The 14201-nt window shown below is 27.2% G+C and carries 16 protein-coding genes, 3 tRNA genes and 1 rRNA gene; 16 read left to right on the top strand and 4 right to left on the bottom strand.

Features of this window, described 5'->3' with window-relative positions:
• Window positions 1–83 precede the first annotated feature (83 nt).
• From QP548_RS15960 to QP548_RS15945, 4 genes are all read left to right on the top strand, one after another.
• Window positions 84–158 (top strand) — tRNA-Asn (locus QP548_RS15960).
• A 2-nt stretch (window positions 159–160) separates the two neighbouring features.
• Window positions 161–278 (top strand): 5S ribosomal RNA (rrf, locus tag QP548_RS15955).
• A 913-nt stretch (window positions 279–1191) separates the two neighbouring features.
• Window positions 1192–1267: transfer RNA gene (locus QP548_RS15950), tRNA-Phe, on the top strand.
• A 4-nt stretch (window positions 1268–1271) separates the two neighbouring features.
• Window positions 1272–1346: transfer RNA gene (locus tag QP548_RS15945), tRNA-Cys, on the top strand.
• 324 nt (window positions 1347–1670) lie between these two features.
• On the opposite strand, the gene QP548_RS15940 is transcribed toward QP548_RS15945, so the two are convergent.
• Together QP548_RS15940 and QP548_RS15935 are read right to left on the bottom strand one after the other, a co-directional pair.
• A complete protein-coding gene (locus QP548_RS15940) occupies window positions 1671–2552 on the bottom strand; it encodes a S66 peptidase family protein (protein ID WP_061429257.1) in 882 nt (293 codons plus the stop codon).
• A 91-nt stretch (window positions 2553–2643) separates the two neighbouring features.
• Complete coding sequence (locus QP548_RS15935) at window positions 2644–3588, bottom strand: magnesium transporter CorA family protein (protein ID WP_061429256.1); 945 nt, start codon at window positions 3586–3588, stop codon at window positions 2644–2646.
• Between the two features lie 274 nt (window positions 3589–3862).
• Here QP548_RS15935 and QP548_RS15930 point away from each other — a divergent pair, with 274 nt between their 5' ends.
• Window positions 3863–4360 (top strand): hypothetical protein, encoded by a 498-nt coding sequence (locus tag QP548_RS15930; RefSeq protein ID WP_060795058.1) that lies wholly within the window; start codon window positions 3863–3865, stop codon window positions 4358–4360.
• Between the two features lie 28 nt (window positions 4361–4388).
• Here QP548_RS15930 and QP548_RS15925 read toward each other — a convergent pair whose 3' ends face one another.
• Window positions 4389–5558: a hypothetical protein gene (locus tag QP548_RS15925; RefSeq protein WP_061429255.1), complete on the bottom strand. Its 1170-nt coding sequence runs from the start codon at window positions 5556–5558 to the stop codon at window positions 4389–4391.
• Between the two features lie 156 nt (window positions 5559–5714).
• On the opposite strand from QP548_RS15925, the gene QP548_RS15920 reads away from it, so the two are divergent.
• The 10 genes from QP548_RS15920 (at window position 5715) to QP548_RS15875 (ending at window position 12819) form a co-directional block, all read left to right on the top strand.
• Window positions 5715–5891, top strand: coding sequence for a sigma factor G inhibitor Gin (locus tag QP548_RS15920; RefSeq protein WP_003452260.1), 177 nt, complete (start codon window positions 5715–5717; stop codon window positions 5889–5891).
• Between the two features lie 17 nt (window positions 5892–5908).
• Window positions 5909–7339, top strand: a complete 1431-nt coding sequence (locus QP548_RS15915; RefSeq protein WP_061429254.1) for an aminotransferase class I/II-fold pyridoxal phosphate-dependent enzyme — start codon at window positions 5909–5911, stop codon at window positions 7337–7339.
• 241 nt (window positions 7340–7580) lie between these two features.
• Window positions 7581–8171, top strand: a complete 591-nt coding sequence (locus QP548_RS15910) for a guanylate kinase (RefSeq protein WP_003452204.1) — start codon at window positions 7581–7583, stop codon at window positions 8169–8171.
• A gap of 16 nt (window positions 8172–8187) precedes the next feature.
• A complete protein-coding gene (locus tag QP548_RS15905; RefSeq protein ID WP_003452252.1) occupies window positions 8188–8343 on the top strand; it encodes a hypothetical protein in 156 nt (51 codons plus the stop codon).
• A gap of 155 nt (window positions 8344–8498) precedes the next feature.
• A complete protein-coding gene (locus QP548_RS15900) occupies window positions 8499–8828 on the top strand; it encodes a cyclic-di-AMP receptor (RefSeq protein WP_003452209.1) in 330 nt (109 codons plus the stop codon).
• Window positions 8829–8849: 21 nt separating this feature from the next.
• Window positions 8850–9773, top strand: coding sequence for a DNA polymerase III subunit delta' (locus tag QP548_RS15895; RefSeq protein WP_003452235.1), 924 nt, complete (start codon window positions 8850–8852; stop codon window positions 9771–9773).
• Between the two features lie 2 nt (window positions 9774–9775).
• Complete coding sequence (locus tag QP548_RS15890) at window positions 9776–10681, top strand: PSP1 domain-containing protein (RefSeq protein WP_003452261.1); 906 nt, start codon at window positions 9776–9778, stop codon at window positions 10679–10681.
• Window positions 10682–10849: 168 nt separating this feature from the next.
• Window positions 10850–11020 (top strand): DUF362 domain-containing protein, encoded by a 171-nt coding sequence (locus QP548_RS15885; RefSeq protein ID WP_003452217.1) that lies wholly within the window; start codon window positions 10850–10852, stop codon window positions 11018–11020.
• A 138-nt stretch (window positions 11021–11158) separates the two neighbouring features.
• Complete coding sequence (locus QP548_RS15880) at window positions 11159–11923, top strand: Mur ligase family protein (RefSeq protein WP_236907312.1); 765 nt, start codon at window positions 11159–11161, stop codon at window positions 11921–11923.
• Window positions 11924–12057: 134 nt separating this feature from the next.
• Window positions 12058–12819 (top strand): glutamate ligase domain-containing protein, encoded by a 762-nt coding sequence (locus tag QP548_RS15875; RefSeq protein ID WP_236907311.1) that lies wholly within the window; start codon window positions 12058–12060, stop codon window positions 12817–12819.
• Between the two features lie 50 nt (window positions 12820–12869).
• Here QP548_RS15875 and QP548_RS15870 read toward each other — a convergent pair whose 3' ends face one another.
• Complete coding sequence (locus QP548_RS15870) at window positions 12870–13523, bottom strand: MBL fold metallo-hydrolase (protein WP_061429253.1); 654 nt, start codon at window positions 13521–13523, stop codon at window positions 12870–12872.
• A gap of 216 nt (window positions 13524–13739) precedes the next feature.
• Between QP548_RS15870 and QP548_RS15865 the strand changes: the two genes are divergently transcribed.
• On the top strand, window positions 13740–14195 hold the full coding sequence (locus tag QP548_RS15865; protein ID WP_003452250.1) for a CtsR family transcriptional regulator: 456 nt from the start codon (window positions 13740–13742) through the stop codon (window positions 14193–14195).
• The last annotated feature ends 6 nt before the right edge of the window (window positions 14196–14201 follow it).

Below are 14201 nucleotides of genomic sequence, written 5' to 3'. Positions count from 1 at the left end.
CGAACACGACGGTTAAGCCTTTAGAAGCCGATGGTACTGCACGGGAGACTGTGTGGGAGAGTAGGTGGTCGCCAGGTCAGTATTCCTCGATAGCTCAATGGTGGAGCACTCGGCTGTTAACCGATAGGCTGGAGGTTCGAGTCCTCTTCGAGGAGCCAAATCTAGTGATGATGCGTTTAAGGGTAACACCCGTTCCCATTCCGAACACGACGGTTAAGCCTTTAACGGTCGATGGTACTGCACGGGAGACTGTGTGGGAGAGTAGATGGTCGCTAGGTAAGAAAAAGCTTGAATTTTAATTCAAGCTTTTTTATTTTGTAATTTTTATAATATCCACATGAAAGGTTTAATTTTTAAAATTAGATTTTCCTGTGGATATTTTTATTTTAAAAATTATCCACAGAATTTATTCAATTAAAATATAAAATATATTTGTGGATAACTTTTGAGTCGTAATACTTGTCCTATAGCAAGTTGTATTATTATATTAGAGTTTAGATTGTTTTTAATAAGATTTGTAATATTTAAATTCATGCCCAAAGCTTGTGAAGTTAAGTTTAGGAGGTTTAAGTTTTAAATTAAGTTTAAAAACATACTTAGATTAAAAATAAGATAAAAATATATTTAGTAATATAACTTCATAGTATTAAATGTAGATAAATTATTTTACCTTTTATAATTTATATTATTATATAGATAATTTGGGTTAACTTTTAAATGTTAATACAATAACTTTAATATTTTTTTGCTTTTATTATCTTTAATGCTTTTTTAGGATGTCAGTATTATTTGTAATATTATCAATCTTATAAATTTCTGTTGATGAATTCTTTCTTCCTTTACTTGTAGATAGTTTTAAAAAATTTCTAATAAAAAATTTTAAAATTAAGGAACAATTTTGATTTATAAGATTATAATATAGTATAGTTGAAGTTGAAAGATAGTGAATTTATTAATTACTTGAATATGAGCTAGTCTTTATCACATAAAAATAATATTATTAAGTTAAATTAATAATATTATTAGAAAAAGGAGTTTTTAATGACTTCATAATGTATTTTTTACTATATATTAATCTAATAAATATATTTTTATAAAAAAAATCATAAAATTTTTAAAAAATGTATTGACATATTAGATATATATCTATATAATTAATACTTGTGAAGAGCAAATGTTCTTTGGTGGTAAGGCTCGATAGCTCAGTCGGTAGAGCAGAGGACTGAAAATCCTCGTGTCGCTGGTTCGATTCCTGCTCGAGCCACCAGTGTGGCGCTATAGCCAAGTGGTAAGGCAGAGGTCTGCAAAACCTTTATTCCCCGGTTCAAATCCGGGTGGCGCCTCCATAAAAAACCTCAGTAACTTTACTGAGGTTTTTGCTTTGCAGAAATTTACATATACACACTAAATTTTATTCCAAACACTAAGAATTAAGTGGATTTATATTTTATAAATCCACTTTTTTCATTAAAGATTAAAAGTAAATGTTATGCAGTAGCTAGAAATCTCTCCTTTATTACTCTTAAACTTTATTATAAATAAAAGTACATTTTATGCGGTAGCTAATAAATTCTTATAGCCTTAGTGCAATCTACATGTTTTATTGATGGTTATGATATTAGTTTATCCTTAGCTAGAATATTGACTCTCCTATTAATCATAAGAAACATTTAATATTTTATTATTAGTTTATCTTTAGCTATGTCGAAAAGAATTGATGATCCTATTGGTAAGGTTATATTAGGATAGTCATGACCAAAAGGCATATTATATATAATTGGTTTTTTATATGATAATAGTATAGAAAGTATAGTATTTATTGTTTTTGGATTATATGGGGTGAAATGTCCTATTAAAAAAGCTCTACAAGAATCTAGTTTACCTGAAAGTTTTAATTGCATTAAGTATCTATCTATAGCATAATTCTCTTCATTTACATCTTCAATCATGAGAATTTTATTTCTAGTATTTATTTCATAAGGAGTTCCTAAGGTACTGCATATCATAGTTAGGTTTCCGCCACAAAGAACACCTCTAAAAAGTTCCTTATTTTCTACCTTAAAATCTTTTGCAGATATGTTAATTAAATTTCTATCATCAGTAAGCATTGATAGAAAGCTATTTTTAGTTATTTCATCTGAACTAATTTTAGAATTTATCATAGGACCATGAAATGTTATTAAGCCTGTCTTTTGAGATAAGTAATTTAAGAGAACTGTTAAATCACTATAGCCACATAAAATTTTAGGATTTCTTTTAATTACTCCCATATCTAAATAGGGTAACATTCTTATACATCCATATCCACCTCTATAAGCTACTATTGCTTTAACTTCCTTATCCTTAAACATCTCCATTAAATCTTCAGCTCTTTCTTTGTCAGAAGCAGCTAGATAATCATTTTTTCTTCTTAAATATTTTCCTTCTTTAATTTTAAATCCGAGATTTTTAAATGAAGATATATTATAGTTTATTACATCAGCACTATCTCCACTGGCAGGGGAAACAATACCTATAGTATCACCAATTTTTAATTTTTGAAATTTCACCATAAAACCTCCTAAAAAAATAGAGAGCATAAATTGCTCTCAATAATCTTTTAGTTAATTATATGCAAAAATATTTTTAGGGTTACAGATAAATTTAAAACATATCTTTTTTATATAATATAAATGCTATTAAACCACAAAGTATTACAGATAAAGTCATTATTATATGGAACCCATATGGATGGTGTAATAGTGGTAAGTAGTCAAAGTTCATTCCGTATATACCAGAGATAACTGTAAGGGTAGACATAAGGATTGTAACTGAAGCTAAGACTTTCATCACTATGTTTAAGTTATTAGAAATAACAGAAGCAAAGAAGTCCATGGTACTACCTAGAATATTACTATAAATATCAGTCATCTCAATAGCCTGTTTATTTTCTATTATTACATCTTCTAAAACATCTTTATCTTCTTCATATCTTTGAATAACATCAAGTTTTAACATCTTTTCTAATGTAATTTCATTAGATTTTAATGACGTTGAGAAATATACTAAGGATTTACTTAATGAGTGCAATTGTACTAACTCTCTGTTTTTCATTGATTTATGAAGACGCTTTTCTATCATAATACTTTTTTTATCTATTTGTCTTAAATATAAAAGATAATATGTAGAAACTCTGTTTAGAATTTGTAAAATAAATCTTGATTTTTTAAATGAGTAAAAATTACGAACTTTGTTTGAAGAGAAGTCGGTTAATACCTTGCTATTTTTTAAGCATACAGTAATTAATTCATTTTTTGTATGAATTATTGCTAATGGATAAGTATCATATGTTAAGGAGTTATCCTCCATTTCTGTAAAAGGAATATCGACTATTATTAATATAAAATCTCCTTCAATTTCTATACGAGAAGTTTCTTCATCATCTAAAGGTGCTCTTAAAAATTCTAAAGGAACTCCTGTTTTTTTAGAAATAAGAAGTAATTCTTCCTGAGAAGGTGCTATTATATTAACCCAACAACCTGGTTCAAGGGAAGCAATTTTCTTTAAAGTCCCATCATTTTCACTTAAAGATTTATATATCTGAATCATTTTCTCCCTCCCAAAGCATTAAGTTATATTTTGTTTCAATTATCATTAAACAAGTTATTTAAAATAAAATCAAGATAATTTTTATAATTAGCTTAGATATAACAAAGAAAGTAATAGAAATAAAGAGGTACAAGCAATACAATTACTATAAACTTTAAATATGAGCAATTAAGATTGAAATCAATAAAATTTTACACTTATCTAAGTAGAATTAATTTTTGAAAATTAGTATAATGTGTTTTGTTTATAATATTAAAAGTCGGGGGATTTTTAAATGGGCACTATGCATAAGGAAGTTGTCAAAAAAAGAAGGGATGTAGCTATTGTAATTAGTATAGTTTGCATGAGCCTAGCTATAAGCCTATCTAATTTTTTTGGCAGTATTAAATTTGAGTCTTTTAATGCAGAGACAATAACAGATCCAATATTTCTAGTTTTAACATTAGTTATATTCTTTAGAGAGTATAGAAAATGTAAGACAAGTTATAAATATTCCATAGTAGCTAATCAACTAATGATTCATAAGGTGAAAGCTAATAAGCAATCAACTTTAGAGAACATAAAGTTAAATAACATTGTTTATTTAGGTAAAGATTATTCTAAAGAAGCAAAGGATTTTAAAACTTCTTCTTGTAAGAAATATGTGTGTAGTTTATTAGATAGAACAGGTCATTATTGTTGTATATATAAAAATGGTGATGGATATAATAAATTCTATTTTAAGCCAAGTAAAACACTTGTTGATAAATTAGAAAAAAATTTAGCTATTTAAGAAAAGAGAGTCTTTTGACTCTCTTTTTTTAATATAAATTTTCCTTAGACATATTGAAGGTTTCTTTAACCTCTGAAAGAAGAAAATCGCTTTCTATAAGATCTAAGGCTGTTGAAATAAGGGCATAAGAAGCTGAAAGTGCTTGTTCTTGAGCAAAGGATGACATTGTTGCATCTGCAAATTCTTTAGTTCCATAGTCAATATTTACATTATCAACTATGTTTATATAAGGATGAATACAAGGTACCTTGTGACTTACAGTTCCTAATGAAAGCCCAGCATCTATATCTCTTGGTTTTCCTATGTTTATTATGCCATTTTCTTTTAAATTATGGCTATATAGTCTATTTAATATTTGATTAGATAAAAGCTCTTCATTAGGTGGTTCATAAAGTTCAACACAACTTTCTAAGTTCATTGTGTCAGAAATACAAGCAACAATATTTCTTATTTTATTTTCTATACATTTTGCAGTTTTTGTACTTTCTGATCTTATATATAGTTTACCTTCTGATTCAACAGGTCTTAGAAGAGGTGTAACGCCTCCTTGAGATAAAATAGTGTGTATGTTAGCTTTCTTACAGAAGCCCTTAGATAAAGCGTTTATTACATTAAAAGTTAGCATAGTACCATCTAAAGATGTAAAACTATCAAAATCTAAGAAACTTAATCCATCATGACCTTTAAAAGTTACTTTTAAAGGTATAATTGCCTTTGAAGTACCACTTTCAGAGGTTACTATATCTGGGTGAGCTGTTAATACCACATCTATATCATCAAAAATACCTTGTCTAACATAAGTAGACTTAGTTCCACCTAAATATTCTCCAGGACATCCTATTAATATTACTGTTCCACCAGACTTCTCAATTACCTTGCTTAATCCTAAGGCACTTGTAATTGATATAGTAGTAAGAAGATTATGACCTGTTATATGTCCTCCCTTAGATTTAATAGCATCATATTCGCATAAAAAGCATATTTTAGGGTATCCATTTCCTTTCTTAGCATAGAAAGCAGTATCCAAATCTAAAAATTTTTCTCTTACATCAAAATCTCTATCTCTTAGGAAATTACATATATATTTGCAAGCGTCATATTCTTTGTAACTATCTTCGGGATTATCATGCAGAAATTTACAAAGATTAAAGAGAGCTTCTTTTTCTGTAGATAAATAAGAAATAACTTCCTGTCTCATTGAAAAAACCTCCTAAATATTTATAGGATTAGTTTGTGCTACAATAGAAAAAATATTAATTTTTTATTTACTTAAATATTTTTCCTACTAAATTATGTATAGAAAAATATTATGTGGAAAAAATATAGAAAAACAGAAATTTAAGGAGTGTTATCTATGAATAAGTCAATTTGTATAATTTGTGGCAAAGAGGGTCATGGTATAATGATAAGAGGAAAATTAATATGCACAGAATGTGAGAAAAAAGCTATAAGTTGTGATATTAATAGTGAATTCTATGAGTTTTATAAAAATAGATTAAAAGAAGAAGTTTATAAGAAAAAATTAGGATAACAGAGGAGTGGTTAACTTTGAAAAATATTCCTATAATTAATGGAATATCAATGTACTTAAGAGAAGAAATAGTACCTTTTTCTATGCCAGGTCATAAGAATGGACGAGGCTTTAAGGGATTTGAAGAAATACTTTTACAAGGTGATTTAACTGAAGTTGAAGGATTAGATAACTTGCAGCATCCAGAGGGAATAATTAAAGAAGCTGAGGATAAACTTTCTAATTTATATAAAAGTAAAAAGAGTTATTTTTTAGTTAATGGAAGTACTTGTGGAAATTTAATAATGATATTTTCTTTGTTTAAAGAAGGAGATAAAGTTTTAGTAGAAAGAAACTGTCACAAAAGTATAATGAATGGAATAATAATGAGAAAATTAAAACCAGTTTTTATAAATAATATATTTCATTCAAAACTAAAAGCATCAGTAGGAATTGATTTAAATCATTTAAAAGAGCAAATAAGTTTAAATAAAGATTTAAAAGGAATAATATTAACTTACCCTAATTATTATGGCGTAGGAGTTAATATAGATGAGACTATAAAAATAGCTAGAGAGGCAAATTTAAAAGTGGGAATAGATTCAGCTCATGGAGCACACTTTGGATTTAACAAGTTATTGCCTGAAAGTGTACAAGAACTAAAGGCTGATATAGTTGTAATGAGTGCTCATAAGACTTTACCAAGTTTAACACAGACTGCTTGGATGCATGTTAACAATGAGGATTTTATTGAGGAAATAGAATTTTATAAAAATATTTTTATGAGTACTAGCCCTTCATATATGTTTATGATGAGTTTAGATTATTCAAGAAACTTTTTAGAAGAACATGGTGAAGAGGCATATAATACCTTGTTTAAGATTATAGAGGATTTTAAAAATGATATTAAGGATTTATCATATTTTAAAATATTAGATAAGGAATTTTTAATTAATGGGTTAGAAAAAAATATTAAGATAAATGATATTAAGATAGATAACAGTAGAATAGTACTAAACTTAAGGGAAAATTTAAATGGGAATAAACTATTAGATTATTTAAGAAGTAAAAATATACAGTGTGAAATGAGTGATAATAAAAATGTTGTTTTAATACCGTCACCATTTAATACTGAAGAAGATTTTAAAATTTTAAAAGATGCTTTAAAATCTTGTGATATAAATTGTCTTAAAGATGAAGAAATAGATTTTTATTTAACAGATTTACCAGAGAAAAAATTAGAACCTTTTGAAGTTTTGGATTTAGAATATGAAAGAATTAATATAAATGATGCTGTAGGTAAAATTGTAGCAGAGAGTATAGTTCCATATCCACCAGGAGTCCCTATGCTAATAATGGGCGAAATAATAGAAGAAAGACATATTAAATTGCTTAATGAGTATATGAAAAGCAAGGTAGATTTAATAGGAATAAAGGATAAAAAAGTTAAGGTAATAAAGAATAAGTAAATACTTAAAGAATATATTAAGGTTGTATCGAAGTTAGGAGTTAAATAAAGAATATAATAAGTATTTTTTATTTATAAGATTTTGGTACAACCTTTTTAATTTATTAAATAAACGGATTAGAAGATTATTTGATATAATAATCCTTGTATTAAAATTATTACATAAGACTTTTTAAGGAGTTTTATAGAATTTATTTAATATATGTTAGAGAAAAAATGTGTTTATATAGATTGGAGTAGTTATGGGTAAAATATTTTGCATAATGGGGAAAAGTGGTTCTGGTAAGGATACGATTTTAAAAGAGATAAATAAGGTTGAAGATTTAAATTTAAAAACTATAGTTACATATACAACTAGACCTAAAAGAAATAATGAAACAGATGGAGTGGAATATTTCTTTATAGATAAGGAAAAGCTAGATGATTTTAATAGAGAAGGTAAGATAATAGAATGTAGAGTTTATGATACTGTTCACGGAAAATGGTATTACCTAACTGTAGATGATGGACAAATAAACTTAGAAGAAAATAATTATATAGTTATTGTAACTTTAGAGGCTTATTCTGAGTTTAGAAAATATTTTGGAGATGAGAAATTAGTACCACTTTACATAGACTTAGATGATGGGGTTAGACTTGAAAGAGCATTAAAAAGAGAGAGAGAACAGAAAAGTCCTAATTATAATGAGATGTGCAGAAGATTTTTAGCAGATAATGAAGATTTTAGTGAAGATAAATTACTAAATAACAATATAATTAAAAAATATAATAATTACAATTTAGAAGAATGCATAAGTGAAATATGTGATGTAATAAGAAAAACTTCTAAATAATCTGGGGGAAAATAATATGAAAAATGCATTAAAGTTAACTTTTATTGGATTTCTAATAATATTAGTAGGAATATACTTAGCGGTTTCTGATATAGATACATATGGAGTACATAAAGTTCTTACTATAGTAGGAGTTATTTTAGCTGGTTTTGGCATAAAGAGCATAAAATAATTTAGCTATTAAAAATATTAAATTTAAATAAAAAGTAAATTATATAACTTATGAAATTAAAGCAATAATAAGGTTTGGTTAAGGGTTGTAAATAATGATATAATTATTTAAAACATAAATTTGAATTTAGGGTAGAGATGTGAGGAGGACGTGTTATGAAATTAGTAATATCTATAGTTCAGGATGATGATGCTTTAGATTTAGTTGATGCGTTAAATGAGAAAGGTTATAGTGTAACTAAATTAGCTACAACAGGTGGATTTTTAAAATCAGGAAATACTACACTTTTAGCTGGGGTTCAAAAAGAAAAGGTTGATGATGTTATAAGTATAATAAAAGATATATGTGAGACAAGAAAGGGCGTTGTAAGTTCATCTGCAAGTGTTTCAGAACCAGGTGGGGTGTATATACCATATCCTATGGAAGTGCAGGTTGGAGGAGCTACAATATTTGTTGTTGATGTAGATAAATTTATAAAGATTTAAAATAGAAAGGAAAGTGCATAAATGATAGGTCACAATAAAGTTAGAGATAGATTTAGTAAAAGTGTAAGTAAAAATGCACTTTCCCATGCTCATTTAATTATTGGTGAGGATGGAATAGGAAAAAGTCTTTTAGCAGATGAATTTGCTTATAAGATTTTAGGAATACCATCACAGAGAGAACATGTAGATATTGTTCATTATAAATCTGAAAAGGCCTCTTTTGGTGTTGATTTAGTAAGAAATATTATAGCTGAGGCAAATAAAAAACCTTATGAATGTGATAGAAAGGTTATAATAATTCATAATGGAGAAAAGCTTACAGTTGCAGCACAAAATGCTTTATTAAAGACCATAGAAGAACCTCTTACAGGTATTTTTATAATAATTTTAAGTAGTAATATTGATTCTATATTAGAAACTATAAGATCTAGATGTCAAATACATAGGTTAGCACCTCTTAGTAAAGAGGAAATTAATTTATATATATCTAAAAAGTATAATGGAATAGATGATGAATTAAATAGAACTCTTATATCTTTTAGTGAAGGTATCCCAGGAAGAGTTGATAAATTCATGAATGATGATATTTTTAAGGATATAAGAAATACGGTTATAGAAATGTTAAAAGATATTGGGCATGGGAAAATAGAAGTTCCTATAAAATATTCTGATAAATTTTATAGCATGAAGGGTAACGAAGAGGAAATCTTAGAGACCATAACTATTTTTGCCAGAGACTCAATTATATTTAAGGAAATAGAAAACAACTTGTCCATAATAAATGGAGATAAAATAGATGATATTAGAGAAATAGCTAGCAATTTATCCTATAATAAATTAAATAGGATAATAAAAGTAGTTAATGAGGCCAGAAATAATTTAAAAAGTAATACTAATTTATGGCTAACTTTAGATAGTATGCTAATTAGTATATTGGAGGAATAAAAATGATAGAAGTAATAGGAGTCAGATTTAAAAAAGCTGGTAAAATATATTACTTTGGTCCTAATGGTATAGAGATAAAGAAGGGTCAAAATGTAATTGTTGAAACTGCTAGAGGTATTGAATTTGGAGAATGTGTAATTGGTATAAGAAAAATTAGTGAAGAGGATATCGTTGCACCATTAAAATCTGTATTAAGATTAGCTACAGAGGAAGATATAAATAAGCATAAGGAGAATAAAGCTAAAGAGACAGAGGCTTTTGAAATATGCTTAAAGAAGATAGAAGAACATAATTTAGTAATGAAACTAATAGATGTAGAGTATACATTTGATAATAATAAGGTTATATTCTACTTTACTGCAGAGGGTAGAGTTGACTTTAGAGAATTAGTAAAAGATTTAGCAACTATATTTAAGACAAGAATAGAGCTTAGACAAATAGGGGTTAGAGATGAGGCTAAAATGATAGGTGGACTTGGACCATGTGGAAGACCTCTTTGTTGCTCTACATTCTTAGGAGACTTTGCTTCAGTTTCAATAAAAATGGCTAAGGAACAAAGTTTATCACTAAATCCAACTAAGATATCAGGAATATGTGGAAGACTTATGTGTTGTTTAAATTATGAGCAAAGCACATATGAAGAAATAAGAAAAGAACTTCCTAGAGTAGGATCTGTAGTTGAGACTGAACTTGGAAAAGGTGAAGTAGTAGGTAACAACGTATTAAAGGAATTAGTAAGAGTTAAATTACCAAGAAAAAATGAAGAGATTATACAAGATTTTAAAATGTATGATGTAAAATTAATCTCTGGTAGCTATGAAGGTGAAGTTGAGGATACAAACATTAGATTAGAAATTACTGATGAAGCGGATAAAGCATTAATTAAAAATCTAATAAAAGATAATTAAAAATAAATTTTTAATACGGTATAGGGGTATTCTTTAGCATAGCAATTCTAATTTTACTAGAATAGGCTAAATATGCTTAAAAGAGATATTAAATACTTTAAAATTTAGCAGAAATATGATAATATAAATATGGTATTTTTATACCAACATTTTAGGAGGTGTTTTATTATGGCATACAAAATATTAGACACATGTGTAAGCTGTGGAGCATGCGCTGCTGAGTGTCCTGTAGATGCAATATCACAAGGAGATACTCAATTCGTTATAGATGCAGATACTTGTATCGATTGCGGAAACTGCGCTAATGTTTGTCCAGTAGGTGCACCAGTTCAAGAATAATATTATTAAAGATCATCTTCGGATGATCTTTTTTTTGCAGCTTTAGGCTGCTTTTTTTTATTTTAAAGTAAATTTTGAATAAATGTAGGAGAGTGTTGGAAAAATATAATATAAAAAATGGTAGGAAGGGTGAGTGATTTGAAACTCAAGGATTTAAGAGTTCTAGAGGGGAGAAATATAAAGGGAGAAGAAAACCTTATATTTATAGACATAGAGGAATCTGAAAGAAAAAGATTATATTGGTTAATAAGTGATTATGAGTTCATATGTAGAAAGATGAATATGGAAGGTACCTTAAAAGAAGTTATATATAATGAGTTTGGAGGATGTGCGTGGTTAACTTACTCTAATAAGGAATTAGCTTTATTTATAATTGAAAGCTTAATAGAGGGAGTAAGTGCAGATAAATTATTAAATGAAGCAGTAGCTAAAAAGCAACGTATTTGGGAGTATAACTTATTAGAAGAGTGTTCTAAGAAAAAAATAGATTTCTTTAAAGAGGATGATGAGATAATAGTAGGGTATGGAGTAAATTCTAAGAGAATAAGTAAAGAGGATTATGAAAATAAAAATTATAATCTGGATTTAATAAATAATGGAGTTATTCCTATAGTGTCTATAACAGGAACTAATGGGAAAACATCTACTTCAAGATTAATATACAAAGGTTTTGAGAATTTAGGATATTTCTCTGGATTGGCTATGACTGGTGGAATAATTATAAATAATGAGTTTGTAAAGAAGGGAGATACTACAGGTTTTTATAGTGCTAAAAAGGTTCTTACAAATACACAGGTTGAAGTTGGGGTTTTAGAGACTGCTAGAGGGGGGATTTTAAGAAAGGGATTAGGATTTAAAAATTCTAAGGTTGCTATAATAACATCATTGTCAGAGGACACATAGGGGTAGATGGTATAAAAGATATTAATGATTTACTAGATATAAAACTAATTACAACTAGAGAGGTTTTACCTGAAGGAAAAGTAATAATAAAGGCAGAGCCAAAGCTATATGAAGTTTTACAAACAAAAGAAAACTTGGTTTTATTTAATTTTAAAAAGAATGAATATATTGAAAAACACATGAAAAATGGTAAGGAAGCTTGGTTCGTAGAGGATGAAAATATAATATTTTTTGATGGTAAAGATAAAAATATAATCTCTAATATAAAAGATTTTAAGTTTACTCATAATGGTAATTCAAAAACTAATATAAATAATATTTTGGTATCTATAGCTGCTATATATGAAGTGCATAAAAACTTAGAAGAAGTAGTAAATTCCTTAAAAAATATAAAGTGTGATGTCTATAACAATATTGGAAGACAAAACATAATTGAACTTGAAAATTTTAAGATTATATTGGACTATGGTCATAATCCAGAAGCCTTTGAGGAATTATTTTACCTAGCTAATAAGATCAAAAGAAATAAGATAATTTCTATAGTTTCATCACCAGGAGATAGGCTTGATGAATATATAAAAGAATTAGGAAAAATAGCAGGAAAAAATTCAGATACTATTATAATAAAAGAAACCTTTGATAGAAGGGGAAGAGAGGAACTAGAAATAACTAATTTAATAAAAAGTGGAATAAATGAAGTTGAAAATAAATCAGTAGAAGTATTATCAATAATAGATGAAGAAGAAGCTATCAAAAAGGCAATATCAATGGCCAAAGAAGGTGATATTATAGTAGATTTTACTCAACATTTAGATGTAGTAATCCCTGTTATAAATAAATACTTATCTCACCATGGAAAAGAAACAATAGAGGTTGATTTAGAAGATTTTCACTAAAGAAAAAGACTATATCAAATTCCTAAGTAATGGAGTTTGTATATAGTCTTTTATATCATATCTTCAGAAATTAGTTCTAATATTTTTATTGTAGTATTTTCAGGAAGTGATTCAGAATTTACTGATAAAACCTGATCATGAGTTATTTTAAAACCTTTCATTTCCATTAGAAATTTATCTATAGTGTTTAAATAAAAACTTAATTTTGCAGTTTTATAATGCATTGGAATAACGTAACGAGGATTTATATCTATGATTACTTTTTTTAGGTTTTCTACAGAAATAGTTAAATGTTCTCCTACAGGAACAAATAATATATCTATATGGCCTAGTTGCTTTATAACTTTAGAAGAAAGTATATGACCTAAATCTCCTAAGTGACAAAGTGTTATGTCATCACAAAGAATTTTAAATATGAAGTTTTTATCACGTTTTAATCCAAAGCAATCATCATGAAAAGATAAATATGATTTAACTTTGCAAAAGGTATTTTGATAATCAACTAAGTCTGTTAATACTTTTGCTTCATCATTAATGTATTTTGTACAATTATGATCGAAGTGCATATGGCTTATAGTAACTAAGTCCACATCACCCTTATAGGGAATATATCCTATATCTATATCAAATGGATCCATTAATATACGTTTTCCAAGATTAGTTTTTATTAAAAAACAAGAATGACCTAACCAATAAATATTCATTAAAAAGCCTCCTATAAAAATTATTTATATTATTGACACATATAATATAAATAAACATAAAATATAAGAATAATTTATTTGAATTGAATTTATTTAAGGAGATTTAAATAAAAATAATAGATGAATAAGTGTATTACATTGATTAAGTATGTCAAATGTATTAATATATATTGTGTATTAAGGTCAGTAAAGGTCAAATTTTGAGGAGTGATATATATGGCTAAATTGTCAGATTCAATAGAATATTTTCTAAAGGATTTATTAGACCAAACAGAAGATAACAATTTAATAATAAGAAGAAATGAGTTAGCTGATAAGTTTAAGTGTGCACCATCACAGATAAATTATGTTTTAACAACTAGATTTACTTATGAAAAAGGATATTTAATTGAAAGTAGAAGAGGCGGTGGTGGATACATTGTAATAAAAAAAGTAATTCATGAAGTTCATGCTGATAGAAGAGATTTAATTTATGATGAGATAGGTACAGGGATTACATACCATAATGCAGCTGCCATTGTAGATAATTTACTTGAACATAATATCATAGATGAGAAAGCAGCAAATCTTACTAAGGTTGCAATAAATGATAGAACCCTTCAGAGTTCTAAGAATATAAATGAAACAAGGGCAGATATTTTTAAGGCTTTGCTTATGGTATTGCTTAAGTAATTTATG

Origin of the sequence: Clostridium sp. UMB9555A, assembly GCF_030222355.1 — a bacterium.
In the GTDB taxonomy this organism is placed as follows: domain Bacteria; phylum Bacillota; class Clostridia; order Clostridiales; family Clostridiaceae; genus Sarcina; species Sarcina perfringens.
Note: the sequence above shows the minus strand (reverse complement) of the source record. Positions and strands in the feature narration are given on the sequence as shown.

Bases quoted from the DNA above. Each gene is read 5' to 3' on its own strand.
- QP548_RS15940 (WP_061429257.1), bottom strand. From the start codon at position 2,552: ATGGTGAAATTTCAAAAATTAAAAATTGGTGATACTATAGGTATTGTT.
- QP548_RS15935 (WP_061429256.1), bottom strand. From the start codon at position 3,588: ATGATTCAGATATATAAATCTTTAAGTGAAAATGATGGGACTTTAAAG.
- QP548_RS15930 (WP_060795058.1), top strand. From the start codon at position 3,863: ATGGGCACTATGCATAAGGAAGTTGTCAAAAAAAGAAGGGATGTAGCT.
- QP548_RS15925 (WP_061429255.1), bottom strand. From the start codon at position 5,558: ATGAGACAGGAAGTTATTTCTTATTTATCTACAGAAAAAGAAGCTCTC.
- QP548_RS15920 (WP_003452260.1), top strand. From the start codon at position 5,715: ATGAATAAGTCAATTTGTATAATTTGTGGCAAAGAGGGTCATGGTATA.
- QP548_RS15910 (WP_003452204.1), top strand. From the start codon at position 7,581: ATGGGTAAAATATTTTGCATAATGGGGAAAAGTGGTTCTGGTAAGGAT.
- QP548_RS15905 (WP_003452252.1), top strand. From the start codon at position 8,188: ATGAAAAATGCATTAAAGTTAACTTTTATTGGATTTCTAATAATATTA.
- QP548_RS15900 (WP_003452209.1), top strand. From the start codon at position 8,499: ATGAAATTAGTAATATCTATAGTTCAGGATGATGATGCTTTAGATTTA.
- QP548_RS15895 (WP_003452235.1), top strand. From the start codon at position 8,850: ATGATAGGTCACAATAAAGTTAGAGATAGATTTAGTAAAAGTGTAAGT.
- QP548_RS15890 (WP_003452261.1), top strand. From the start codon at position 9,776: ATGATAGAAGTAATAGGAGTCAGATTTAAAAAAGCTGGTAAAATATAT.
- QP548_RS15885 (WP_003452217.1), top strand. From the start codon at position 10,850: ATGGCATACAAAATATTAGACACATGTGTAAGCTGTGGAGCATGCGCT.
- QP548_RS15870 (WP_061429253.1), bottom strand. From the start codon at position 13,523: ATGAATATTTATTGGTTAGGTCATTCTTGTTTTTTAATAAAAACTAAT.
- QP548_RS15865 (WP_003452250.1), top strand. From the start codon at position 13,740: ATGGCTAAATTGTCAGATTCAATAGAATATTTTCTAAAGGATTTATTA.